Below are 23,771 nucleotides of genomic sequence, written 5' to 3'. Positions count from 1 at the left end.
GAAAGGGCGTTCCCGCATTGTCTCGAGCCAATCACCAGCTACACCCTGTCTTTTCTGTGTTCATCGGACCCGACTAGGAAGAACGGCGGCAAGTTGTGACCGACACGGTGGAGTCGAACCTTGGCGTAGAGAACGGCCAGCAACAGCAGAGCCTGGCGACCGCGGCCGCGCGGAATCTGGCGACCACCACCAAATCCGTCCCGCAGATGCAGAGCATCACCTCGCGGTGGCTGCTGCGGGTGCTGCCGTGGGTCCAGGCCCAGGGCGGCGTGTACCGGGTGAACAGGCGGCTGAGCTACACCATCGGCGACGGCCGGATCGCGGTCTCCAACCTCGGCGCGCAGGTCCACGTCGTCGGCCCGGACCTGGTCGAACTGGCGCTGCTGCGCACCTACGAGGACGAAGACGCGCTCAACGCGCTGGCCGACCGGTTCGAACAGCGGGAGTACCAGCCCGGTGACGTGATCGCCGAGTTCGGCCACGAGGCCAACCATCTGTACGTGGTCGCGCACGGCAAGGTGAACAAGATCGGCACCGGCGAGTACGGCGACCAGACCGTGCTCGGCACGATGGTCGACGGCGACTATTTCGGCGACCAGGGGCTCATCCAGGATCAGGGCATCTGGGAGTTCACCGCCAAGGCCGTGACGCCGACGACCATTCTGGCGCTGCCGAAGCGGGCATTCCAGGAATTGCAGGAGCAGTCCGAGTCACTGCGCGCACACGTCACCGCCTATGTGAACAGCCCGAAAAAGCCGGCGAACACGTACGGCGAGGCCGAGATCGAACTGGCGTCCGGCCACGAAGGGGAACCGGAACTGCCGAGCACGTTCGTCGACTACGAACTCACCCCGCGGGAATACGAGCTGAGCGTCGCGCAAACCGTGCTGCGTGTGCACACCAGGGTCGCCGACCTGTACAACCAGCCGATGAACCAGACGGAGCAACAACTCCGGCTGACCATCGAGGCATTGCGGGAACGCCAGGAACACGAGCTGATCAACAACCGCGGCTTCGGCCTGCTCTGCAACGCCGACCTCAAACAGCGCGTCCCGACCCGGTCCGGCCCGCCCACCCCGGACGACATGGACGAACTGCTGGCCACGGTGTGGAAGGACCCGATGTTCATCCTGGCCCACCCGCGGGCGATCGCCGCGTTCGGCCAGGAGTGCAACAAGCGCGGCCTGTACCCGCAGAGCATCGACCTCAACGGGCACCAGGTGCCGTCGTGGCGAGGAATCCCGGTGCTGCCGTGCAACAAGATCCCGGTGACCGCCACCCGGACCACGCAGATCATCGCGATGCGGGTGGGTGAGCAGAACCAGGGCGTGATCGGCCTGCACCAGACCGGCCTGCCGGACGAGTACCAGCCCGGCCTGTCGGTGCGGTTCATGAACATCAACGAGAAGGCGATCATCTCCTACCTGGTCAGCGCCTACTACTCGGCGGCGATCCTGGTGCCGGACGCGCTCGGTGTGCTGGAGAACGTCGAACTCGGCCGCGCGGGTGACTGACGCCGGGCGGACCGGCCCGGTTCGGCCGCGGGCCTGCTGACCTCGGCCGCCAGGCCCTGGCCGTTGCCACGCCGCACGTCCCGGCCGGCCATCGGCGCTCCCATCAGCCGGGTGAAAGGCGTGGTGCCCCACCGGTCAGGGGCAGAGTCACGGTGACCGGGCGGGGCGCCGGCCGATGTGCGGCCCGCCATCCGCGGGCCTTCGACTCCGGTCGGCATCGGCCGGGCGTCCAACCACCTTCCCCACGATCAACGACGAACAGGCAGGCCGCACAGGTGACACAGGTCGAGAATCCCCAGCCGCAGCTGAGCCTCAGCACGTCGGCGGCGAGAAATCTGGCGACGACGACCAAGTCCGTACCGCAGATGCAGGGGATCACGCCGCGCTGGCTGCTGCGCGTCCTGCCGTGGGTGCAGGCCGACGCCGGCACCTACCGGGTCAACCGGCGGCTGACGTACGCCCTCGGCGACGGACTGGTCAGCTTCATCAGCACCGCCGGACGGGTCCAGGTCGTCCCGCCGGAACTGCGTGAACTGGCTCTGCTGCGCGGCCTGGCGGACGACGACACGCTGGCCGCGCTGGCGGACAGGTTCGAGCAGCAGGAGTTCGAGGCAGGCGACCTGATCATCCAAAGAGGACAGTCCGCCGACCGGCTGGTGCTGATGGCGCACGGCAAGGCGAGCAAGATCGGGCGGGGCGAGTACGGTGAGGACAAGATCGTCGACACGCTCGGCGAAGGCGAGTACTTCGGTGATCAGGCACTGACCGGTCAGCCCCACGAGTGGGACTTCTCGGTGAAGGCCAAGACCCGGTGCATCACGATGTCGTTGTCCCGTCAGGACTTCGACCGGCTGTGCGAGCAGTCCGAGACGCTGCTGGCGCATGTGGCGAACTACGTCGCGATGCGCGGGAAGCCGAGCAACGCCAAGGGTGAGGCGGAGATCGAGCTGGCCTCCGGGCACGAGGGCGAGTACCAGCTGCCCGGGACCTTCGTGGACTACGAGCTCACGCCCCGCGAGTACGAGATGAGCGTGTCACAGACGGTTCTGCGAATCCACACCCGCGTCGCTGACCTCTACAACCATCCGATGGATCAGGTCGAGCAACAGCTCCGGCTGACCATCGAGGCGCTGCGTGAGCGGCAGGAGCACGAGATGATGAACAACAGGCAGATCGGGCTGCTGTACAACGCCGACCTCAAACAGCGCATCCACACCCGGTCCGGTCCGCCGACCCCGGACGACATGGACGAGCTGATCTCCCGGCGCCGCAAGACCCAGTTCATCCTGGCGCACCCCAAGGCGATCGCGGCGTTCGGCCGGGAGTGCAACCGCCGCGGGATCTACCCCAACACCACCGAACTCCACGGCAGGACCGTGCGCACGTGGCGCAACATCCCGTTGCTGCCCTGCGACAAGATCCCGGTCAGCGAGACCGGCCGGACGTCCGTCATCGCGATGCGGACCGGTGAGAAGAACCAGGGCGTGATCGCCCTGCACCGCACCGGACTGCCCGACGAGCAGCAGCCGGGGCTCAACGTGCGGTTCATGGGCGTCGACGACCGGGCGATCATGTCGTACGTGGTCAGCACGTACTACTCGGTCGCGGTGCTGGTGCCCGACGCGCTCGGCATCCTCGAGGGCGTCGAGCTCGGGCGTGAACCATGACGGCCCGTGGAGTGACAGCCGAAAGCCGCGGTCCCGGCGAGGTCATGACGTGGAGCAGGGAGCTCGTCGAGCCGGCCAGCCGGGCCGCTGTGGACACGCTGCCGGACTCGATGCGGCAGATCGCGGGCTACCACTACGGCTGGTGGGACGAACGCGGCACACCCACGGCGTCGTGCGGTGGCAAGGCCTTACGGCCCACGTTGACGCTGCTGGCGGCCGAAGCGGTCGGCGGCGTGGCGTCGGCCGCCGTGCCCGCGGCGGTGGCCATCGAGCTGGTGCACAACTTCTCGCTCCTGCACGACGACGTGATCGACGGTGACGTCACCCGGCGGCACCGCCCGACGGCGTGGACCGTGTTCGGCCGCCACGCCGCCATCCTGGCCGGGGATTCGTTGCTGGCCCTGGCGTTCGAGGTGCTCGCGGCGAGCGGGCATCCCGATTCCCGGGACGGCATGCGGATTCTCAGCTCGGCCGTGCAGTCCCTGGTGGAGGGGCAGAGCCGCGACGTCTCCTTCGAGGAACGGCGGGACATCGAGCTGGCCGAGTGCCTGGCGATGGCGCGCGGCAAGACCGGCGCGTTGATCAGTGCGGCGTGTGCGATCGGGGCGTTGTTCGGCGGCGGGCGCGCGAAGCAGGTCGACCATCTGCGTGCGTTCGGCGAGGAGCTCGGCCTGGCGTTCCAGCTGGTCGACGACCTGCTCGGGATCTGGGGCGATCCGGCGGTGACCGGCAAGCCGGTGTACTCCGACCTGTACAACCGCAAGAAGTCCGTTCCGGTCGTGGTCGCGTTGGCGTCCCGGACCGTCGCCGGGCGTCAGTTGCACGAGCTGTACCACGCCGATCGGCCGTTGTCGGGCAGAGAGGTCAAACGCGCCGCCGAGCTGGTGGAGCTGGCCGGTGGCCGCAGATGGTGCCAGGAGCAGGCGGACGACCGGCTGGCCAGGGCGATCCACCGGCTGCGGTCGGCCGATCCGCCGACCGGTGCCGCCGCCGAACTGGCCGCGCTGGCCAGCCTGATCATCCATCGCGACCGCTGACCAGCCGACTCCCCCTCGTGAGCGTTTATCAGGGTTAGAACACGGATAAACACTCACGAGGGGGAAAGGGGGCGGGGCGGGTCCTCTACTGTGTAGTGCCGTGCGAGAAGTCCAGCAGAAGGTCGCGCAGGCCGCCGACAAACTCGGTCTGCACGCGAACGCGCCGACACTGACCCTGACGTTGCTGTCGGACATCGGCAAGCTGTCCGACGAAGTCCTCGCGGCGACCGCGAACGGCCGTCGCCCGTTCCGCCCGACCGAGGGCTGGGAGCAGCGGCTGGCCGACTTGGCGTTCACGGTGATCAACCTGGCCGACCAGACCGGGGTGGACCTGTCCGCGGCGCTGGACGGCACGATCGCGCGGCACGAGGCCAACGCCAAGCCCGTGGACGACCTGCCCGGCTGGTAAATCGTTTTGCCGGTTTTCCTGGCCTGCACTTGGATGACCCCATGGCATCCACGATCCACAACGTCTCACTCGACGCACTGGACGCGTACGGGCTGGCACAGTTCTGGAGCAAGGTCTACGGCAAGCCGGTCGGCGACGACGACCACCCCGGCGACCCCGAGGTCGCCATCGATCTCGGTGGCGGCATGAACATGTTCTTCCAGCAGGTGCCGGAAGCCAAGGCGATCAAGAACCGGATGCACATCTGCCTGCGGCCGGACACCACTCGCGACGAAGAGGTGGTCCGGCTGCTGGAGCTCGGCGCGACGATCTTCGAGGACCACCGCAGGCCCGACGGCCTGGGCTGGGTCGTGATGCACGATCCCGAAGGCAACGAGTTCTGCGTCGAACGCAGTGCGGCGGAACGCGCCAGGACTCAGTGACGGCCGTTGATCAGCCGTAGTCCTTGAGCGGGAACTCGTCGTGCATGCGGGCGCCGGACGCGTTCAGCCTGGCGAGCGCCCGGCTGAACGACGCGGGCAGCACGGACACGAGGCGGGACACGTTGGCCAGCGCCCACACGCCGAACGCGCCGCCAGGGATGATGGTCCTGGCCGCCTGCATGGCGAATTTCCGCGCACGCAGGACGTACTCGGTCATCTCCCGCTCGTAGGCCGCGAAACCTCGCTCGTGGTCGTCGCCTGCCGCGGCCAGTTCCCCGGCCAGGACGTACGCCCCGACGACCGCCATGCTCGTGCTGCCGCCAACGGCAGGGCCAGGGCAATATCCGGCGTCGCCGACGAGCGTGACACGGCCACGGGACCACGTGTTCATGCGCAGTTGTGTGATCGAGTCGAAGTAGAACGCCGGTGAGTGCTCGGCTTCCGCCACCCAGCGGTTCACGTCCGGGTGCAGCCTGGTGAACGCGTCACGCAACAATTCTCGTTGCCGCGCCACGTCCCGGTAGTGGTAATCGAGTGGTTTGCTGCGGAACAGGAACACGGCACGGGCGTCGTCCATGTGCTTGGCGCTGTAAACACCGGCCATGCGGCCGACGTCCAGGTGGTTGGTGAACTCGCCGTCCCGCCCGAATTCCTTGGGCACGGTGATCACGGCCAGGTAGGCGCCGATGAATTCGCTGAACTCCGATTCCTCGCCGAACATCAGCCTGCGGACGTTGGAGTGCAGCCCGTCCGCGCCGACGACGATGTCGAACCGGCGGGGCGCGGAATTCTCGAAAGTGACCTTCCCGTCTTCGGAAATCTCGGTAATGGAATCGCCGAAGAGGTATTCGACGTCGCCGGTCGTGGCGTCGTAGTAGATCTCGCTCAGATCGTCGCGCATGATCTCGACGTGCCGGTCGGACGCCGCCTGGTACACCTTGCCCAGGTTCACCCGGATCGGCTTGGCGCGCGGCCGGTGCAACGTCATCCGCTCGGTGCCGGTGGCGAGCCGCTCGACGTGCGGCAGCACGCCCATCTTCTCGGTGATGTCCATGGCGGGCTTGAACAGGTCGACCGCGTGCCCGCCGGTTTTGCGCAACGCGGGGGCACGCTCGACGACCGTGACCTCGTGCCCGTACCTGACCAGCCAATACGCCAGGACCGGCCCCGCGATGCTCGCCCCAGAGACAAGTACCCGCATGATCCCCTCCTACTTACCGGTAAGTCAGACTAGCACCGAATCTGACCTACCGGTAAGTAAAGGGATCAGGGCCAGACCAGGCGTGGCGTGACCTCGGGGAGGTGCCGGATGTACCGCAGCGCGTTCTCCGGCTGGGCCAAGGCGTACTGGCTTCTGCCGTCGACCGTGGTCATGAACGCGCCCTCGTCGAGCGCGATGCCCCAGGCGGCCACCTGGGCGTCGAGCTGGGCGCCGTATTCGAGGACGACCGCGAACACCTTCGGCGCCTGGTCGGCGACCATTTCCGCGACTTGCTTGGCGAACTCTTCGGACACGGGACTTCCTTAGTGGTAGTGGGATTCGGCCGGTCCGCGCGATCTCGGCGGCGCTGGTGGAAAAGTCGCCTTGATCGCACGGACCGGCGGTGGTGCGCACAAGCGGGCCGACTTATCGAGAGCAGGCGCCGCCGAGGAATGCACGCACCTCGTTCGGGAACGGGAACAAAGCTAAACTAGGCTTCCCCGAAACAGAATTAACCGATCAGGTGATTCACCGAGTGACGGACTGTGACGATACTCTCGCCAGGAGTTCACAATCCCCGGGAAGGCCACCTGACGATGACCACGAAGACCGTTCCGCTCCTAATGCTCAACAACGAGTTGAACAGGTTGAAACAAAAGTCCGGAATCAAAGATGACGAAGCGGGCGCCTACCTGGGATGTGCCGGTACGAAAATCAACCGCATCCTCAACATGACCTCGAAACCGAGCGTCGGCGACGTCCGGATGATGGGTGAGGTGTACGGCGCCGGGCCCGACCTGATCGCGGTCATGACGGACCTCGCCCGCAAGCTGGGCAAGAGGGGTGACTGGACCGGCTACAAGGCGGTCTACCGCGAGTCGGCCCGGATGCTGATCGATCTGGAGGCCCACTGCGACCGCATCCGCCAGATGCGAGCCGAGATCCTCCCCGGCCTCCTGCAGACTGAGGACTACGTCCGAGCCATCAGCCGCATGCCATCCCCATTCGGGTACACCTTCAACGAGGATGAGACGGTGAAGGCGCGCAAGGAGAGGCAGACCGTTCTCGACCGTGACGTCATGGCAACCTTCATCCTCTCCGAGTCAGTGCTCAGGCGCGTGCACGGCGATCACACGGTGATGCACGAGCAACTGCACCACCTGATCACGATCGGCGAGAGGCCCAATGTTCAGATCCAGGTGCTTCCGTTCACCAGCGGCACCCAGACCAGCTTCGGCTGGCTGAGTTTCGCGTTGATCCACGTCCCGAGTCCGGGAATCGCGGCACCACTGAATTTCGTGCATCTCGAACAGTACGACGACGCGCGCTACATCGACGCCCCTGACCTGGTCGAAGGCTACGAGCGGCTGTGGGGCACTCTTCAGGCCGCCGCGCTGGGCCCGGTGGAATCCCGCGTTTTCATCGGGAAAGTGGCGGAGGAGTACAAGTGAACCGTGTTCGGAAAGGACAGTCCGTTGCGCGAGCGAGACTACCTGCCAGGCAGCGCCTTCGAGGGGGCGCTGTGGCAGAAAGCGGCTGCCAGCCAACCAAACGATGATTGCGTCCAGTTCGCCAAGGTCGGCGACGTGATCGGTGTCCGTGACTCCAAGCTGGGAGCGGCGAGCCCGATCCTCCAGTTCACCGAGGCGGAGATCGCGGCCATGCTGTCGGGCGCCAGGAACGGCGAGTTCGATCACCTGATCTGAGCAACGACCTACCGGCAGGCCCTGACCTGCCGGTAGGTCACCTACTCTTCAGGACGTGGCCGACACGAAACAGCGCATCCTGGACGTCGCCCGCCAGCTCTTCATCGAGCAGGGCGTCCAGCGGACCAGCCTGCGCCAGATCGCCGACCGGCTCGGCATCAGCAAGCCCGCGCTGTACTACCACTTCACCTCCCGCGAGGACCTGCTCCGCAGCATCGTGCAGCCGGTGATCGACGGCGGCGAGGAGTTCCTGCGCCGCCAGGAGTCACGAACCGAGGTCGACCACCGCGCCGTGCTGGAGGACTACTTCGACTTCCACTACGCCCACCGCAAAGACATCATCCTGTTCGTCCAGGAGCTGAACACGCTGCACATGCTCGGTCTGATCGAGACCGTGATGGCGTGGCGACGGCGGATCGCCGTGCTGCTGATCGGCCCGCGACCGACGCTCGCCGAGTCGGTCAGGGCGACCGTCGCGCTGGGCGGCCTCCAGGACTGCACGATCGAGTACGCCGACGTTCCGCAGGAGGAGCTGCGGAAGGTCTCGGTGGACGCGGCCTGGGCGGCGCTGGGCTTCGAGAAAACTCCGGCGGACGAAAACCGATCCGGCCAGTCCGTCGTCTAGCTGGGCATGACGGATGACGAAGCGGCGTTGGTGCGCCGGATCGCCCGGGGCGATCAGGCTGCCTTCGAGGAGCTGTACCGCCGCACGTCACCGTGGCTGGCTGTGCGGTTGCGCCGCCGATGTCCGGACGACCAGGTCGTCGCCGAGGTCATGCAGGAGACATACCTGGCGGTCTGGCGTGCGGCAGGCGGCTTCGCCGGTGCGGCGGTGGACGGCAGCGCCGTCGGCTGGCTGTGGACCATCGCCGCGCACCGGCTTGTCGACGTCTTCCGGAGGCAGCAGAAACACGCCGCGCTCCGGCCGGAAATCCCGGCCGACGCGCCTGCCGCCGAGGAAGAGGCGTTGGCGGGCACGGTCGGGGCCGAACTGGGCGCCGCACTGGACGGCCTCGCGCCGGAGTTGCGTGACGTGCTCCAGGCGATGGTGCTCGACGGGCTGACCGTGCGCGAAACGTCAGTCCTGCTGGGCGTGCCCGAAGGAACGGTGAAGACCCGCGCTCGCCGAGCACGGTTGTTGCTACGGAAGGCGCTCTCATGAACCACGTGCCGGGGGACCTGGTCCGCAGATATGCCCACGGGGATGACGGCATACCTGCGGACCAGGTGTGGGCCTTGGAGGCGCACATGGAACTGTGCGCCACATGCCGTCAGGTGCTGGCCTCGCACACCGAGGGCATCACGCCGTTGCTGGACACGGTGTGGGCCGGGCTCACGCCCGCCGAAGCACCCGCGAAGCACCGCCGGCTGCGGGTCTCGCCCCTCGGTCTGCCGTGGATCGGGATGACGATCATGGTGGCCGCCGTGGCGACGCTGCTCGACCTGCTGGCGCCACTCGACACCTCACTGGTGCTGCTGCTGGCTCCGATCGCGCCCATGCTCGGCGTGGCGGCCTCGTGGAACAAGAACGTCGATCCGATGCACGAACTGGTCGCGGGAACGCCACGAGCGGGGCTGGAACTGGTGCTCCGGCGGACCGTCTCGGTCCTCGTACTGGTGATTCCCGCACTGGTGCTCGCGGGACTGCCGGGCGGGGCGTCACCCGCGCTGTGGCTGGTGCCCAGCTTGGCCTTCACGGTGGGGGCGCTCGCTTTCGGTTTGCTCATCGGGGTTACGCGTGCCGCGAGCGTGCTTGCCGCGGTGTGGGCCGTGCTCGTCGTGGGTCCTGGCCTGATCCGGGACGATCTGCCGGTGGTGCTGCAACCGGCCAGCCTGCCCTTCTGGGCGTTGTCCATTGCCGGGTGCGTCGCGGCACTGGCCCTGCGGGCCGATGCCTACGCGCGACTGTTGCGTTAAGGGGAAACAACTTTGGGACGCGTAGTGAAGGCCGCGGAAACCGCGCCGACGACGTACGCATGGGAGATCCACACCTCGGACCTGCGGGTCCGGGCCGGGCGCCGGATGGCCGTGAACGGGCTCGACCTGTCGCTGGGTGTCGGCGTGCACGGCATCCTCGGGCCGAACGGGGCCGGGAAGACGACGTTGATCCGGGCGCTGGCAACGGTTCTGAGCCCGGCGGGCGGTTCGCTGGAACTGCTGGGCAAGCAGCCGGGCGGCCGCGACCTCCGGCCGCTGCGCCGCGAGATCGGCTACCTGCCCCAGCAGTTCGGGTTCTACCCACGGTTCACCGTGCGCGAGTTCGTCGAGTACATGGCTTGGCTCAAGGAAATGCCGAAGGCCGAGATCCCGGGCGCGGTGCAGCGCGCGATCGACCGTGCCGACCTGACGTCCCGGGCCGACGACAAGCTCAAGACGTTGTCCGGCGGCATGGTCCGGCGCGCGGGCATCGCGCAGGCGCTCGTCAACAACCCGCGCATCCTGCTGCTGGACGAGCCGACAGTGGGCCTCGATCCAGCGCAGCGCATGCAGTTCCGGGAGCTGGTGCGGTCTCTGGCCACGGACACGTGTGTCGTGGTGTCGACGCATCTGGTCGAGGACGTCGCCGTCGCGTGTACCGACGTGGTGCTGATGGACGAGGGAAAGCTGGTGTTCCAAGGCACTCCGGAGTCCTTGGCGGCGGCGGGCGGCGACTCCGACGTCGGCGACAGCCCGGCCGAACGCGGCTACTCGGCTCTGCTGGGGCGTGCGCGATGAGGCCCGTGGTGATCGAGCTGCGCCGCTCGGCCGGGTTGTGGACCGGTTTGCTCATCTTTGTGATCAGCGTCGGGCTGTTCTACGCGCTGCCGGGTCCGTGGAGCAAAGGCATGGACGCGTGGACCGAGGAATGGACCTCGCTGGCCATGTGGCAGCGCTGGCTGCTGAACATGACCTGGCCGTTGGCTTTGGGCGCGGGTGCCTGGCAGGGCAGGCGGGATCGCCGGTCCAAGATGGACGAACTGCTGGCCACGACGTCCAGGTCGCCGTTCACGCGGGCGGTGCCGCCGGTCGCCGCGATGTGCGTCGGCGTGGCCGGTGCCTACCTGGCGATCTTCCTCGTCGGCGCGGTTCAGGTGGCCGGGAACGCCGGTTACTTCTCCGCGGCCTGGCTGCCGATCATGATCGTCGGCGTGCTGTCGGTGATCGCCGCGGCGCTGGCGGGGATGGGCATCGGGCGGGTGTTCCCCTTCCTGCTGACCGCACCGATCCTGGCGGTTCTCGGGCTGGCCGCGATGGTGATCACACTGACCGGCGGACCGGGCACCGGCAGCGCCCTGGAGAACACCGTGTCGCAACAGGTCGCCCTGCTGTCCCCCGTCTTCGACCCGCCGGACGTGTTCACGACGGTGTCCGCCGAGGTGAACCTGGTGCAGGGCCTGTGGTTCATCGGGTTGGCGGTGACCGGCTTCGGCCTGCTCACGCTGGCAGGCGACAAGGCACGTCTGCTCGCACTGGTCCCGGCGCTCGCGGCGCTGGCGATCGCCCTGCCATCGCTGCCGTCCCAGGGCGGCGTGTTCGAAACGGACACGTCGGCCGCGGCCCTCGTCTGCGAGGACCAGGTGTGCGTGTCGCGAATCCACGAAGACCACCTTCCCGAGGTCCTCGGCCCCGCCAAGCAGGCGTTGAGCCAGCTGGCCAAGCTGCCGGGCGCGCCGACCAGGGTGGAGGAAGCGCGGATGCCCAGCTGGGACATGGATTCGCTGCCGAAGTCCGCCGATGTCGTGTACTTCCACTTCGACGACTGGGAGTTCAAGCGCGACAGCAGGCGGACCATTCTCGCCGGACCGGCGCTGGCGCGCTGTGACACCTGGGACAAGTCCGTGGTGTCGAGCGCCAAACGAACAGTCGTGGCTTCGTGGTTCGACGGCAAGTTCGAGCCCGTGAGGCCGAGTGTCCCGCCGAACCCGGAGGTCATGGCCGTGGCGGAGCCGATGTGGCAGGCACTACAAGCTCTGCCTGCCGACCAGCAGCCCGCTCATGTCGCCTCGCTGCGCGCCACGGCGCGGGAGTGCTGACGTGCTGCTGTACTTACGGTGCCGGAGCGTGCCCGCGGCGTTGACCACGATGGTGGCGGCGACGGCCGGTGTGTGGGCTCTCGACGTGCCCGATGTGCGAATCCTCTTGCTGGCCTTGGGATTGGGCGTCGCGGTGGCGGCCCTTGGGCTTGGTGGCGCGGACGTTCACCTCGACCGCACGGGGGCGCTGCCTTGGCCGCTGTGGCGAAGTGCGCACCTGGTTCTCGTGGCGTTGGCCGTGTTCGGGCTGACGGCCGCGGTCAACCTGTGGGACATCGAGGTGGTTCTGCGCAACACCGCCGGGCTGACCGGCCTGGCCGGGCTGGGTGCCGTGACACTCGGCAGCCAGCTGGCGTGGTCGCCACCCGCCCTCTGGGCCGCCGTCGGCGCGGTCTGGCCGCCTGACAACGAGATCCTGCTGTGGCTGACGCAAGGTCCGGACTCCGGTCCGGCCTTGGCCACCGCCGTCGTGCTCGGTGTGGCCGGCTTGGTGGCGTACGCGGCCTTCGGGCCTAAACGTACTTCATAGCCTCTTTCCTGGAGAGGGGTGAGAGGGCTGGGTGCGTGCCGGCGAAGGCACGCACCCAGCCCGGGTCCACTTTGGAGTACTGGCGCAGCGCCCAGCCGATTCCCTTGCGCAGGAAGAAGTCCTTGTCGTGGATGTTCGCCTCGATGGTGTCGGTCAGCAGATCGGTGTCCACGTCCGCTTTGGCACCGACCTGGCAGATGATCGAGGTGCGGCGCCGCCACAGGTCGGCGTCGGCCGCCCACTCGCGCATCATCGCCGTCATGACTTCCGGCTCCGCCAGCAGAAGCGGCCCGACCCGGCGGATCGCGATCTCGTCGACGTAGTCCCACCACGCGCCGGTCACGATCATCTCGTCGTACATCGGCATCAGATCCGTGGTCTGCCACGGCGCGTACCGGCGATATCCGGTCAGGTCGATCGCGATGTACCGTTCCTCGCGGTATTCGGCGTTCCGCCAGAGCTCCAAAGTAGCCGCTCGCAGCTCGTCCACATCGGACAGCTCATGCTCGGCGAACAGCTTCTTGGCCAGCACGGCCCGTTCCGGCTTCGGCACGCCGCGAAACGGCATGTCCGACTTCATGTACCGCTGCATCTCCGGCGCCTTGACCGGATCCGCGGCCCGCGCGAGTTCAGCGCGAACCGCGTCGACCAACGACCTCATACCCCTGGAAACCACGCCCCACCACCCAAACCCCCTCGTGAGTGTTTATCAGGGTTAGAACACGGATAAACACTCACGAGGTTTGATCAGCGCAAAGTTGCACCGAACCGCTCGGACACCACGGCGACCGCGGCCTCCTTGGCGGCGGTGGCCTCCTCCAGCGTCAACGTCTTGTCGGGCGCGCGGAAGCGCAGGGAGTAGGCCAGCGAACGCTTTCCTTCGCCGAGCTGCTCGCCGGTGTACACGTCGAACAGGTGCAGGTCCTCCAGCAGGGCGCCGCCGCCCGACTTGAGCGCCTCGGTCACCTCGGCCACCGGCACCGCGGCGTCCAGCACCAGAGCGGCGTCGAGCAGCACCGGTGGGTACGGCGAGACCTTCGGCGCCGGCCGGTGCTTCTGGAGCGGCAGCAGGTCGAGGTCCAGCTCCATCGCGCACGTGCGCTTCGGCAGACCGAGGGCCTCGATGACCTTCGGGTGCAGCTCGCCCGCGTGCCCGACCGGGAAGCCGCCGACACGCAGTTCCGCACACCGCCCGGGGTGCCACGGCATCAGCGAGCCGGCCTGCACCGTCAGCTCGACGCCCGCGACAGCCGCGACGTCGTGCGCGGCCTGGATCGCGTCCGCCCACGTGGCCGGTTCGCCCTTGCCCCACCAGCCGGGGCGCTGACGGTTGCCCGTCAGCACGACACCGACGTGCACCGGCTGCGCGGGCAGCGCGGCCTTCAACGTGGCGATCTCGGCGTCGGTCGGCCGGCGGTCCGTGGCCAGCTCCGGCACCGGGACCTGCTGCGCCTTGGGCAGCACGACCTGGCCGACGTGGAACAGCGCCACGTCCCGGATGCCACGGGACACGTTGCGTGCCAACGCTTCCAGCAGGCCGGGCAGCAACGTCGTGGTCATCTCGTCGCGGTCGGCCTCAAGCGGGTTGAGCACCTTCACGGTCTGCCGCCGCACGTCGTCCTCGGGCAGCCCGAAGGCGTCCCACGTCTCCGGTGACACGAAGGTCATCGGCGTGACCTCGACGTAGCCGACGTCAGCCAGGGTCCGCGCCACCGCACGGCGGCGACGCTGCGACGGCGTCAGGCCACGACCGGCGGGCGCGGCGGGCAGCACGGACGGGATCGTGTGATACCCCTCCAGCCGCAGGACTTCCTCGACCAGGTCGGCCGGACGGGTCAGATCGGGCCGCCACGTCGGCGGCGTCACGACCACCGCGGCACGACCGGCGGTGGTGGTCGTCACCTCGACCGTGCAGCCGATCTGGCTCAACCGGCGCGCGGTCACGCCGCGCGGGTAGTTGATGCCCGCGACGCGGTCCGGCAGGTCGATCTCCATCAGCACCGGGCCGGGCAGCTCGGGCCGTCCGACGTCGGTGCGGCCCGGCTGGATGCGTGCCTCGCCGTGCTCACGCAGCAACTGCGCGGCCCGCTCGGCGGCGGCCGGGGCCAGCGCCGGGTCGACCGAACGCTCGAAGCGCCGCGAGGCCTCGCTGGGCAGCTTGTGCCTGCGGACCGCCCGCGCGATCGACGGCGGGTCCCAGACGGCCGCCTCCAGCAGGATGTCCGTGGAGTCCGGCCGGACCTCGGTGGACGCACCGCCCATCACCCCGGCCAGCGAGATCGGGCCGGTGTCGTCGGCGATCACCATGTCGTCCGGGTCGAGCACCCGCTCCACATCGTCCAATGTGGTCAGCTTCTCGCCGGGCTGCGCGCGCCGCACGACCAGGTTGCCCTTGACCGAGGACGTGTCGAAGGCGTGCATCGGCTGCCCGGTCTCGAGCATCACGTAGTTGGTCACGTCCACCGCGAGCGAGATGCTGCGGATACCGGCCAGCATCAGCCGCCTGCGCATGAACCACGGCGTCGGCGACGTCGGGTCGAGCCCGGTCACCCGGCGGACCACGAACCGCGAGCAGCCGTCCTCGGCCTCGATGTGGACGTTGTGCGCGTCGCCCTCGGCGCCCGGCACGCCGATCGCGGCCGGGTCGACCAGGGTGGTCTCGAACGCGATCGCCAGCTCACGGGCCATGCCGCGGACCGACATGGCGTAGCCGCGGTCCGGCGTGATCTCCAGGTCGATCACCGTGTCGTCCAGGCCGAGCAGCGGCGCCGCGTCGTCCCCCGGACTGGCCTCACCGCTGGGCAGCACCAGGATTCCGGCGTGGTCCTCGCCCAGGCCCAGCTCACGGGCCGAGCAGATCATGCCGTTGGACGTCCTGCCGTACGTCTTGCGCGCGGAGATCGCGAACCCGCCGGGCAGCACGGCACCGGGCAGCGCCACCACGACGAGGTCGCCCTCGGCGAAGTTCGTGGCGCCGCAGATGATCCCGCGCGTCTCGACGGTGTCCTCGTCCTCGCCGTCGCCGACATCGACCTGGCAGTAACGGATCGGCTTCTTGAAGTCCTTGAGTTCCTCGATCTCCACGACCCGGCCGACCACGAGCGGGCCGGTCACCTCGTCGAGCGAGCGCATCTCCTCGACTTCGAAGCCGAGGTTGACCAGCGCCTCGGAGATCTGGTCCGGAGTCAGCCCCTCCGGGACGTCGACGTGCGACTTCAGCCAGCTGAGAGGGATCTTCACTCCGCCTCCGTTCCGAACGCCGTGGTGAAGCGGACGTCGCCCTCCACCATGTCGCGCATGTCCGGAATGCCGTTTCGGAACTGCAGTGTCCGGTCTATCCCCATCCCGAACGCGAAGCCCGAGTAGACGTCGGTGTCCACGCCGCAGGCGCGCAGCACGTTGGGGTCGACCATGCCGCAGCCGCCCCACTCGACCCAGCCCGCGCCGCCCTTCTTCTCCGGGAACCACACGTCCACCTCGGCGGACGGCTCGGTGAACGGGAAGAAGTTCGGCCGGAACCGGGTCTTGGACTCCGGCCCGAACATCGCCCTGGCGAAGTGGTCCAGCGTGCCCTTCAGGTGCGCCATCGTGATGCCCTTGTCCACCGCGAGGCCCTCGACCTGGTTGAACACCGGCAGGTGGGTGGCGTCGATCTCGTCGGTGCGGTACGTGCGGCCGGGGCACACCACGTACACCGGCAGCTCACGGTCCAGCAACGAGCGGATCTGCACCGGCGAGGTGTGCGTGCGCAGCACCAGGCCCGAGTCCGCGGGCGCGATGTGGAAGGTGTCCGACATCGTGCGGGCCGGGTGGTCCGGCAGGAAGTTCAGCGCGTCGAAGTTGAACCACTCGGCCTCGACCTCGGGGCCTTCGGCGACTTCGTACCCCATGCCGACGAACACGTCCGCGATCAGCTCGCTCAACGTGCTGACAGGGTGACGTGCGCCACGCGGAACGCGGTCCCACGGCAGCGTGACATCCACTGCCTCGTCACGCAGAACACGCTCGTCACGCTCGATCTCCAGCTGCGCGCGGCGCTGCTCGAACGCGGTCTTCACGGTGTTCTGCGCCTCGTTCACGCGCTTGCCCGCCTCGGAACGGGCCTTGGGCGGCAGCGCGCCGATCTCACGGCGGGCTACCAGCAACGGCGACTTGTCACCGAGATGGGCTGGCTTGACTCCGGCGAGGGCTTCGAGGCTGTCAGCGGCGGAAAACTCAGCCTTAGCCTTGTCGACCGCCTGCTGAAGCGTCTCAGGCGCGAGCGCCGCGACCTCTTTAGGGTCGTAGGGGTCGTTGGCTCCGGACATCGTTGCTGGACATCTCCTCGGGTCCACGAGTGCGTGTGCGTTCACCTGAAACAGGCAAGGTAGCCCAACGATCGTAGGCGACCCTCACTTCGCGCAACTCAATAGGTCACACAAGAGACGATCCATCCCGTGGGGTAACGGACCGGCAACTCGCCCGATAGAGTGACGCGCGCGACTAATCGCGCGACCCCACACGCATTTCGAGGTCAGTTACCACTCATGTCCAGATCGTTCGGCGTGGATCTCCGAGGCATCATCGAGCTGCTCAGCCAGCACCTCTATTCGAGCCCACGGGTCTACATCCGCGAGCTGCTGCAGAACGCGACGGACGCGATCACCGCACGGGGTGGCGGCCCCGCGTCGATCAGGATCGACCCGGCCGAGAGCACCGGCGACGGCACGCTGCGGATCGCCGACACCGGTATCGGGCTGACCGAGGACGAGGTGCACACGTTGCTGTCCACGCTGGGCCGCACCTCCAAGCGGGACGATCTCGGGTTCGCCCGGCAGGACTTCCTCGGTCAGTTCGGCGTCGGACTGCTGTCGTGTTTCCTCGTCGCCGACGAGATCCACCTGGTCAGCCGCTCCGCGAAAGGCGGCCCGGCGGTGCGCTGGACCGCTGACGCGTCCGGCACGTACGAAGTGGTGGCCGACGAATCGGCCCGAGCCGAGATCGGCACGACCGTCACGCTGATTCCCCGCAAGGACGCCGAACACTGGCTCCAGCACGACATGGTCGCCGCGCTGGCCCGGGAATTCGGCGAACTGCTGCCCGCCGACGTCGAGATCGGCTCGGAGCGGCTCACCCTGCCCGAACTGCCGTGGCTGCGGCCGTCGGGCGAACCCGTGGACGACTACACCGACCGGATGGCCGCCTACTGCGAGCGCACGTTCGGCTTCCGCCCGTTCGAGGTGCTGCCGCTGGACATCCCGGCGGCCGGGCTGACCGGGGCGGCGTTCGTCATGCCGGACGCGGCACACCCCGGTTCCCGGCAGGCGCACCGGATCTACCTGAAGCGCATGCTGGTCGGCGACTCTGTCGAGGGACTGCTCCCCGACTGGGCCTATTTCGTGCGCTGCGCGGTGAATTCGTCCGCGTTGCGGCCGACCGCCAGCCGTGAGTCGCTCTACCAGGACGAAACCCTGCTGGCCGTCCGGGACGAGCTCGGCGCGGTGCTGAAGGACTGGCTGGTCCGGCTCGGCGCCACCGAGCCCGACCGGGCGTCGGCGTTGCTGGCCAAACACCAGCTCGGCATGAAGTCCGTGGCGCTGATGGACGACGAACTGCTGCGGCTCGTCGAGCACTGGCTGCCGTTCGAGACCACCGACGGCACCATGACGTTGCGCCAGTTCCGGCGTCGGTACCCCAGCATCGCGTACACGCCGGACGTCGACGAGTTCCGCCAGCTCGCGTCGATCGCGCAGGCACAGGGCGTCGGGCTGCTCAACGCGGGTTACGCCTACGACGCGGAACTGATGCGGCGGCTGACCGAGGTCGACGGCCCGTCGGCCACACGCCGGGTCGTGCCCAGCGAACTGCTGGCGACGATGGACCATCCCGACGCCGGGATCGAGGGCGCGCTGCGGACCAGCCTGAAGCTCGCGCAGACCGTGCTGGACCGGCACGACTGCGAGGCGTTGCCGCGCGAGTTCGACCCGGTGTCGTTACCCGCGTTGCTGATCACCGACGCGGACCGGGAACGGCAGCGCGACAACGCCGAGATCAGCGAACAGAGTGACCCGCTGTGGGCGGAACTGCTCGGCCAGCTCGCCGAACCCGCGTCCACCGCGAGCCAGCAACTCGTGCTGAACACACGCAATCCTCTGGTGCGAAGGCTTTCCGAGCTGACCGACCGAACGCTGGCCGAGCTGACCGTAGAGTCGCTCTACGTGCACGCACTGCTTCAGTCCCGTCGGCCGATGCGGCCCAAGGACACCGCCGCGCTCAACCGTTCGTTCCTCGACCTGCTCGACCGGGCGGTGCGCCGATGACCGATCCCGTCGAGTACGCGCTGCGGCTGTTCTCCGAGGCCACGGACATGCCGACCGGCATGGCCAAGCACGAGGCGCTGGAGCGCGCCGCGCGGGCCGCGGACGCCAGCGGCGACAAGCACCTGCCTGCCGTCTGCCGCGTGGCCCTGATCCAGTCCTGTTACTACCTCAACCGGTACGACCTGATCCTCGCGCCGATCGCGTGGTGCCACGCGGCGGAGAAGCGTGACCCGTCGGTCTTCAGCGACAGCGACATGCGCAGCCTGAACTGGGCGCACAAGTGGGTGCCGGTCGGGCTGCGGCGCGACCCGCGGTTCACGCTCGCGCAGATCGAGGCGGTGCTCGACGAGCTGGAGGCGCGCTTCAAGCGGTTCGGCTTCTCGTTGCAACCCGTCTGGGGCCAGCGTGCGCTGACCGCTTCCCATGTCGGCGACTTCGACCTGGCGGACGAGCACTTCGCCCGGTTCGTCGCGACCGAACGCGACGACATGTCCGACTGCGCGGGCTGCGTGGTCGAGGAGCAGGTCGAGCACCTGGTGACGCGCGGCCGGTACGAGGAAGCGTTGCGGCACGCGGAACCCGCGTTGGCCGGCCGGTTCACGTGCAGCACGCAGCCGCAAGGGGTGCTGACCGCGTTGCTGCCCGCGTTGACGGCGTTGGGTGAGATCGAACGGGCCAAGAACGCACACCTGTTGGCGTACCGGCAGTCCCGTGAGCAGGCGAGTCAGGGTTACGTCGGCCTGCATCTGGAGTTCTGTGCCGTGACCGGCAACGTGCCGCGTGGCATGGAGCTGCTGCGCCGGCACCTCGATCAGGTGCATCACGCGACCAGCCCGATCGGCACGATGAACTTCGCCGCCAGCGCGGCGTTGCTGCTCAGCCGCCTCGACTCGGACCGCGTCGATCTGGCCGTCCCGTTGCCTGGCGGCGGCGTCGAGCACACGACCGCGGGACGGCTGCGTGAGTACCTGTCGGGCCGCGCGATGGAACTGGCCGCGCAGTTCGACAAGCGCAACGGCACCACCCGGCAGTCCGAGCGCGTCCAGTCCATTCTGGACGCTCCGGACGTGGTGCACGTGCCGCTGGCCGTGCCGAATCCGGCCGCCGAGCCCGAGCCGATCACCGCGGACCCGGTCGAACTGGCGTACCAGGCGCATCTGGCGTACGAGGAGAACGACTTCCTCACCGGGCACCGGCTGCTGAAGTCGCTGCCGGCGGACCTGGATCCGTTGCTGCCCGCCAAACTCGCCGCGCAACTCGCCGCCCGCCGGACCGTCGTGTTCCCCGGGCCGACCGCGCTCAAGGACCTGCCGTCGGCCGTGCAGCGCCTGATCGAGGCCGGCGATCTCGACCAGGCGGCCCGGTTCCACGCGCGACTGGGCATGCTGAAGGCCGAATCCGGCGACCTGGACGGCGGGATCGAGACGGCCGAGCAAGCACTGGTGTCCGCCGAGGCGCACTCGTCGTCGACCGGGCGCATCCTGGTCCGGCTGATCCTGTGCGAGCTTCTCGACCATCGGCACGAGCACGTACGCGCGACCGCGTTGCTCGACGAGGCGTTCGAGCTGGCCAAGGAGACCGCGTCCGAGCGGATTTCGTCCGTCCTGGTGGAACAAGCCGATCACCTGGCACGCCAGGGCAACCTGGACGCGGCCGAGGAGATCCTGGACCAGGTGCTGACCACGCCGGGGCTGCGGCCGGGCGACCGGTTCCACGCCCTGCGGGCCAGGATGGCGATCGCCGAGGTCCGCGGTGACGTCGACCTGGCGTTGCGGACGTCTTCGGAACTGGTCGAGTTCGTCCGCGCGTACCCGGGGCCGTGGCGGCCGGAGGTGTTGCTGCACCGGGCGTCCATGGTGGACAACATGGACCGCGCGGGTGATCACCTGCGTGAGCTCGTGGAAACCGTCGCCGTGTGCCGGTCGGAGGGAACTCCGCTGGAGACGGCGCACGCGTGTTACGTGTTGTCCTCCGGCTATCTGGCGCACGGCCGTCTCGTCGAAGCCGCTGAGGCGCTTGAGGAAGCTCTGCGCCTGTTGCCTTCGCAAGCCGAGGAGGAGACGCTGCGGACCCGCTACCGGCTGGGCTCGGTGTGCGCGGAGCTCGGCGAGCACGCCGAAGGCCGCAGGCACTTCCAGGCCATGCTCGGCCTGGTCGCGGACGCGCCGTCGGCCTCCCAGGCCATGGTGTGGGCCGGTCTGGGCGCCACCAGCCACGCGCTCGGCGAGCCTGCCGAGGCCGAACGCTGCCACCGCCGTTCCGCGGAGCTGTGGGAGGAGGCCGAACTGCCGGTCGAAGCCTGCCGCGCGTGGATCAAGACAGCGGCCGCGATCGCGGACGACGCGCCGCTCGAAGCGTTGACGGCGTTGGCACGGGCCGAGTCCCACATCGAGGAAGGCGACCTGGCCGCCCGGCTGACCGCGGAAATGCTGGAACTGCGGGGTTACACGTACACGCAGCTCGATCGGCACGCTGAGGCGTTGGACGACAACATGCGTGCCGCGGCGATCGTGGCGGACCTCGACGAGCCGGACTGGCAGATTTTCCTGATGGTCCGCGCGGCCCGCAACCACGTCGCGATGGACGCCGCCGACGTGGCCGAACAGCTGGCCAGGGACGCCACGGAACTGCTCTCCGACGACACACCGCCGAGCATCACAGCCCGCGTGCTCGACGTCCTGACCCGCGCCCTGGAAGCCCAGTCCAAACCCGTCTCCCAGGACCCCACGGCCCGCGCCCTCACCACCCGCCTCCGCGCCTGAAAACCCCTCGTGAGTGTTTATCAGGGTTAGAACACGGATAAACACTCACGAGGGGGTTAGCGCAGGTGGGTGGCGTAGAGGCAGACCGCGGCGGCGGTCGCCAGGTTCAGGCTTTCGGCCTTGCCGAGGATCGGGACGCGCACCACGTCGTCGACGGCTTCCAGCACGTCCGGATCAAGACCGTGCGCCTCGCTGCCGAACACCCACGCGGTGGGCCGGCTCAAGTCGACCTTGGTGAGATCCGTCGTGGCGTGCCCATCGGCCGCGACCAGCCGCAACCCGGCTTTACGGCACGCCTCGAAAACCGCGGCGGTGTTACGCGAACGCGCCAGCGGCAGGTGGAAGACACTGCCGGTGGACGCACGAACGCACTTGCCGTTGTGCGGATCGACGGTGTCACCGGCGAAGATCACGGCCGACGCACCCGCCGCGTCCGCGACCCGCGTCACCGTGCCCGCGTTACCCGGATCGGACACGCCGACCAGCACAGCGACCAGCCCAGGTTCGGCAAGGGCCTCGTCGAGCGAGACGTCCAGGAGCTCACAGACGGCGACAATGCCTTGCGGTGTCACGGTTTCCGAGAGCCCATCGGCGGCTCGATCGGTCACAGTGGACACCTGCACACCCGAGTCGCGGGCCTCGGTGACGAGCTCGGCATTCCGGGCGGCGGCCTGCTCGGTGACGAACAGCTCGTACACCTCGCCGTACCGCAACGCCTCACGGACCGCCTGCGCTCCCTCGGCGAGGAACCGGCCCGCCCGCTCCCGGCCCGCGCGTCTGGTCAACTGCCGGGCAGCGGCGACCCGGGGCGTCCGCTCGGTGAAGAGCTGGACCGCCCCGGGCCGGGAGTACTGCTCGCTCAGGCCTTCTCCTGCGCCGGAACGTTCGCGCGGGACACCTCGACCAGCGCGGTGAACGCGGCCGGGTCGCTCACCGCGAGCTCGGCGAGGATCTTGCGGTCGACCTCGACACCCGCGACCTTCAGGCCCTGGATGAAGCGGTTGTAGGTCATGCCGTTCTGACGCGCCGCGGCGTTGATCCGCGTGATCCACAGCTGCCGGAAGTCACCCTTGCGGGCGCGGCGGTCGCGGTAGGCGTAGTTCAGCGAGTGGAGCACCTGCTCCTTGGCCTTGCGGTACAGCCGCGAGCGCTGGCCGCGGTAGCCACTGGCCAGTTCAAGGGTCGTGCGGCGCTTCTTCTGGGCGTTGACTGCCCGCTTGACGCGTGCCACGGGTCCATCCTGCTTATCTCGATGGGGCGTTCGGGGCGCCCCGGGTGGTCAAGGGAGTGGAGCTGAGCGGAGCTCAGATGCCGAGCAGGCGCTTGACGCGCTTCTCGTCGTTCGGGGCGACGTCGGTGATGCCCTCAAGGCGGCGGGTCAGCTTGCTGGGCTTCTTCTCCAGAATGTGCCGCCTGCCGGCCTGCTCACGCTTCAACTTGCCCTTGCCGGTCACGCGAAAGCGCTTGGCAGTGCCCTTGTGCGTCTTGTTTTTAGGCATGGTCGTCCTCATCTAGGTGCTTCCGCCCGTGTCGGCACGGGCGGAAGCAGCTCGCTACTTCGGGTGACCCCGGTCGGTACTACTCCGCGGAGTCAGGCTGCGGCGACGTCGCCTTCGCCTTCGGCTTGGCGTTCTTGTGCGGCGCCAACACCATGATCATGTTTCGGCCGTCCTGCTTCGGTGAGGACTCGATGACCCCCAACTCGGCCACGTCGTCGGCCAACCGCTGCAACAACCGGTACCCGAGCTCCGGCCGGGACTGCTCACGGCCGCGGAACATGATGGTGATCTTGACCTTGTTGCCGTGCTCGAGGAAGCGGACGACAGCGCGCTTCTTGGTCTCGTAGTCGTGCGGGTCGATCTTCGGCCGGAGCTTCTGCTCCTTGATCACCGTGAGTACCTGGTTGCGCCGGGACTCGCGAGCCTTCTGCGCGCTCTCGTACTTGAACTTGCCGTAGTCCATGAGCTTGCAGACCGGCGGACGAGCCTGCGGGGCGACCTCGACGAGGTCGAGATCCGCCTCCTGGGCGAGGCGGAGCGCGTCCTCGATGCGGACGATCCCCACCTGCTCGCCGTTCGGTCCGACCAAGCGGACCTCCGGCACCCGGATGCGGTCGTTAATACGTGACTCGGAGCTGATGGTGCCTCCTCTTTCCCGAGTACAAAGTCTCTCTTGCTGTCAGCTGCGGCCTGCGGTGTGACCCCAGTAACGC

At 68.3% G+C, this 23,771-nt stretch carries 25 protein-coding genes; 15 read left to right on the top strand and 10 right to left on the bottom strand.

The annotated features are described in order from the left end of the window. Positions 1 to 95 precede the first annotated feature (95 nt). Positions 96 to 1,514 (top strand): family 2B encapsulin nanocompartment shell protein, encoded by a 1,419-nt coding sequence (locus GC106_RS15320; protein ID WP_312872663.1) that lies wholly within the window; start codon positions 96 to 98, stop codon positions 1,512 to 1,514. On the opposite strand, the gene GC106_RS15315 is transcribed toward GC106_RS15320, so the two are convergent. Beyond that, positions 1,439 to 1,747 (bottom strand): hypothetical protein, encoded by a 309-nt coding sequence (locus tag GC106_RS15315; protein WP_173130244.1) that lies wholly within the window; start codon positions 1,745 to 1,747, stop codon positions 1,439 to 1,441. The two genes, GC106_RS15320 and GC106_RS15315, sit on opposite strands and share 76 nt — an antisense overlap. 42 nt (positions 1,748 to 1,789) lie before the next feature. Between GC106_RS15315 and GC106_RS15310 the strand changes: the two genes are divergently transcribed. The 4 genes from GC106_RS15310 to GC106_RS15295 all read left to right on the top strand — a co-directional run bounded on the left by GC106_RS15310 (position 1,790) and on the right by GC106_RS15295 (position 5,049). Then, complete coding sequence (locus GC106_RS15310; RefSeq protein ID WP_312872662.1) at positions 1,790 to 3,181, top strand: family 2B encapsulin nanocompartment shell protein; 1,392 nt, start codon at positions 1,790 to 1,792, stop codon at positions 3,179 to 3,181. Beyond that, complete coding sequence (locus tag GC106_RS15305) at positions 3,178 to 4,218, top strand: family 2 encapsulin nanocompartment cargo protein polyprenyl transferase (protein WP_173130242.1); 1,041 nt, start codon at positions 3,178 to 3,180, stop codon at positions 4,216 to 4,218. Before GC106_RS15310 ends, GC106_RS15305 begins: the two co-directional genes overlap by 4 nt. Positions 4,219 to 4,318: 100 nt before the next feature. Then, positions 4,319 to 4,627, top strand: a complete 309-nt coding sequence (locus GC106_RS15300; RefSeq protein WP_173130241.1) for a hypothetical protein — start codon at positions 4,319 to 4,321, stop codon at positions 4,625 to 4,627. 41 nt (positions 4,628 to 4,668) lie between these two features. Continuing rightward, the gene (locus GC106_RS15295) at positions 4,669 to 5,049 is read left to right on the top strand and encodes a VOC family protein (RefSeq protein WP_173130239.1); all 381 of its coding nucleotides are present in this window, start codon (positions 4,669 to 4,671) and stop codon (positions 5,047 to 5,049) included. A 10-nt stretch (positions 5,050 to 5,059) separates the two neighbouring features. On the opposite strand, the gene GC106_RS15290 is transcribed toward GC106_RS15295, so the two are convergent. After that, complete coding sequence (locus tag GC106_RS15290) at positions 5,060 to 6,250, bottom strand: FAD-dependent monooxygenase (protein ID WP_173130237.1); 1,191 nt, start codon at positions 6,248 to 6,250, stop codon at positions 5,060 to 5,062. Positions 6,251 to 6,315: 65 nt separating this feature from the next. Further along, positions 6,316 to 6,564 (bottom strand): hypothetical protein, encoded by a 249-nt coding sequence (locus tag GC106_RS15285; RefSeq protein WP_312872661.1) that lies wholly within the window; start codon positions 6,562 to 6,564, stop codon positions 6,316 to 6,318. A gap of 282 nt (positions 6,565 to 6,846) precedes the next feature. On the opposite strand from GC106_RS15285, the gene GC106_RS15280 reads away from it, so the two are divergent. The 8 genes from GC106_RS15280 to GC106_RS15245 are packed head-to-tail and all read left to right on the top strand — an operon-like array spanning position 6,847 to position 12,498. After that, positions 6,847 to 7,701, top strand: a complete 855-nt coding sequence (locus GC106_RS15280) for a DUF5753 domain-containing protein (protein WP_173130235.1) — start codon at positions 6,847 to 6,849, stop codon at positions 7,699 to 7,701. 24 nt (positions 7,702 to 7,725) lie between these two features. Beyond that, positions 7,726 to 7,956, top strand: coding sequence for a DUF397 domain-containing protein (locus GC106_RS15275; protein WP_246365742.1), 231 nt, complete (start codon positions 7,726 to 7,728; stop codon positions 7,954 to 7,956). Between the two features lie 55 nt (positions 7,957 to 8,011). Beyond that, positions 8,012 to 8,581, top strand: a complete 570-nt coding sequence (locus GC106_RS15270) for a TetR/AcrR family transcriptional regulator (RefSeq protein ID WP_173130233.1) — start codon at positions 8,012 to 8,014, stop codon at positions 8,579 to 8,581. A gap of 6 nt (positions 8,582 to 8,587) precedes the next feature. After that, positions 8,588 to 9,118: an RNA polymerase sigma factor gene (locus GC106_RS15265; RefSeq protein WP_173130231.1), complete on the top strand. Its 531-nt coding sequence runs from the start codon at positions 8,588 to 8,590 to the stop codon at positions 9,116 to 9,118. Further along, positions 9,115 to 9,873 (top strand): zf-HC2 domain-containing protein, encoded by a 759-nt coding sequence (locus GC106_RS15260; RefSeq protein WP_217280541.1) that lies wholly within the window; start codon positions 9,115 to 9,117, stop codon positions 9,871 to 9,873. The genes GC106_RS15265 and GC106_RS15260 overlap by 4 nt, the downstream gene beginning before the upstream one ends. A 12-nt stretch (positions 9,874 to 9,885) precedes the next feature. Further along, the gene (locus tag GC106_RS15255; protein WP_246365741.1) at positions 9,886 to 10,671 is read left to right on the top strand and encodes an ABC transporter ATP-binding protein; all 786 of its coding nucleotides are present in this window, start codon (positions 9,886 to 9,888) and stop codon (positions 10,669 to 10,671) included. Beyond that, positions 10,668 to 11,969 (top strand): ABC transporter permease, encoded by a 1,302-nt coding sequence (locus GC106_RS15250; RefSeq protein WP_173130230.1) that lies wholly within the window; start codon positions 10,668 to 10,670, stop codon positions 11,967 to 11,969. The genes GC106_RS15255 and GC106_RS15250 overlap by 4 nt, the downstream gene beginning before the upstream one ends. A 1-nt stretch (position 11,970) precedes the next feature. Further along, positions 11,971 to 12,498: a hypothetical protein gene (locus GC106_RS15245; RefSeq protein ID WP_173130228.1), complete on the top strand. Its 528-nt coding sequence runs from the start codon at positions 11,971 to 11,973 to the stop codon at positions 12,496 to 12,498. On the opposite strand, the gene GC106_RS15240 is transcribed toward GC106_RS15245, so the two are convergent. The 3 genes from GC106_RS15240 to pheS all read right to left on the bottom strand — a co-directional run bounded on the left by GC106_RS15240 (position 12,482) and on the right by pheS (position 16,805). Continuing rightward, complete coding sequence (locus GC106_RS15240) at positions 12,482 to 13,159, bottom strand: DNA alkylation repair protein (RefSeq protein ID WP_173130226.1); 678 nt, start codon at positions 13,157 to 13,159, stop codon at positions 12,482 to 12,484. The genes GC106_RS15245 and GC106_RS15240 overlap by 17 nt on opposite strands. Positions 13,160 to 13,245: 86 nt before the next feature. Further along, on the bottom strand, positions 13,246 to 15,738 hold the full coding sequence (gene pheT, locus GC106_RS15235; protein WP_173130224.1) for a phenylalanine--tRNA ligase subunit beta: 2,493 nt from the start codon (positions 15,736 to 15,738) through the stop codon (positions 13,246 to 13,248). Then, complete coding sequence (pheS, locus tag GC106_RS15230; RefSeq protein ID WP_173130222.1) at positions 15,735 to 16,805, bottom strand: phenylalanine--tRNA ligase subunit alpha; 1,071 nt, start codon at positions 16,803 to 16,805, stop codon at positions 15,735 to 15,737. Before pheS ends, pheT begins: the two co-directional genes overlap by 4 nt. A gap of 219 nt (positions 16,806 to 17,024) precedes the next feature. On the opposite strand from pheS, the gene GC106_RS15225 reads away from it, so the two are divergent. Beyond that, positions 17,025 to 18,797 carry an HSP90 family protein gene (locus GC106_RS15225; protein ID WP_173130220.1) on the top strand — a complete coding sequence of 591 codons (1,773 nt, stop codon included), beginning with the start codon at positions 17,025 to 17,027 and terminating at the stop codon, positions 18,795 to 18,797. Next, positions 18,794 to 21,559: a tetratricopeptide repeat protein gene (locus GC106_RS15220; protein ID WP_173130218.1), complete on the top strand. Its 2,766-nt coding sequence runs from the start codon at positions 18,794 to 18,796 to the stop codon at positions 21,557 to 21,559. Before GC106_RS15225 ends, GC106_RS15220 begins: the two co-directional genes overlap by 4 nt. 56 nt (positions 21,560 to 21,615) lie before the next feature. Here GC106_RS15220 and GC106_RS15215 read toward each other — a convergent pair whose 3' ends face one another. From GC106_RS15215 to infC, 4 genes are all read right to left on the bottom strand, one after another. Beyond that, positions 21,616 to 22,422: a TrmH family RNA methyltransferase gene (locus GC106_RS15215; protein ID WP_173130644.1), complete on the bottom strand. Its 807-nt coding sequence runs from the start codon at positions 22,420 to 22,422 to the stop codon at positions 21,616 to 21,618. Beyond that, positions 22,419 to 22,790 carry a 50S ribosomal protein L20 gene (gene rplT, locus GC106_RS15210; RefSeq protein ID WP_033389397.1) on the bottom strand — a complete coding sequence of 124 codons (372 nt, stop codon included), beginning with the start codon at positions 22,788 to 22,790 and terminating at the stop codon, positions 22,419 to 22,421. Before rplT ends, GC106_RS15215 begins: the two co-directional genes overlap by 4 nt. Positions 22,791 to 22,863: 73 nt before the next feature. Then, the gene (rpmI, locus tag GC106_RS15205) at positions 22,864 to 23,058 is read right to left on the bottom strand and encodes a 50S ribosomal protein L35 (RefSeq protein ID WP_173130216.1); all 195 of its coding nucleotides are present in this window, start codon (positions 23,056 to 23,058) and stop codon (positions 22,864 to 22,866) included. 79 nt (positions 23,059 to 23,137) lie between these two features. After that, on the bottom strand, positions 23,138 to 23,698 hold the full coding sequence (gene infC / locus GC106_RS15200) for a translation initiation factor IF-3 (protein ID WP_173130642.1): 561 nt from the start codon (positions 23,696 to 23,698) through the stop codon (positions 23,138 to 23,140). Between the last annotated feature and the right edge of the window lie 73 nt (positions 23,699 to 23,771).

The sequence above is a fragment of the Kibdelosporangium persicum genome (assembly GCF_013280595.1).
Lineage (GTDB): Bacteria > Actinomycetota > Actinomycetes > Mycobacteriales > Pseudonocardiaceae > Kibdelosporangium > Kibdelosporangium persicum.
The sequence above is the reverse complement of the archived record's forward strand: the minus strand, read 5'-3'. Positions and strand labels throughout refer to the sequence as shown.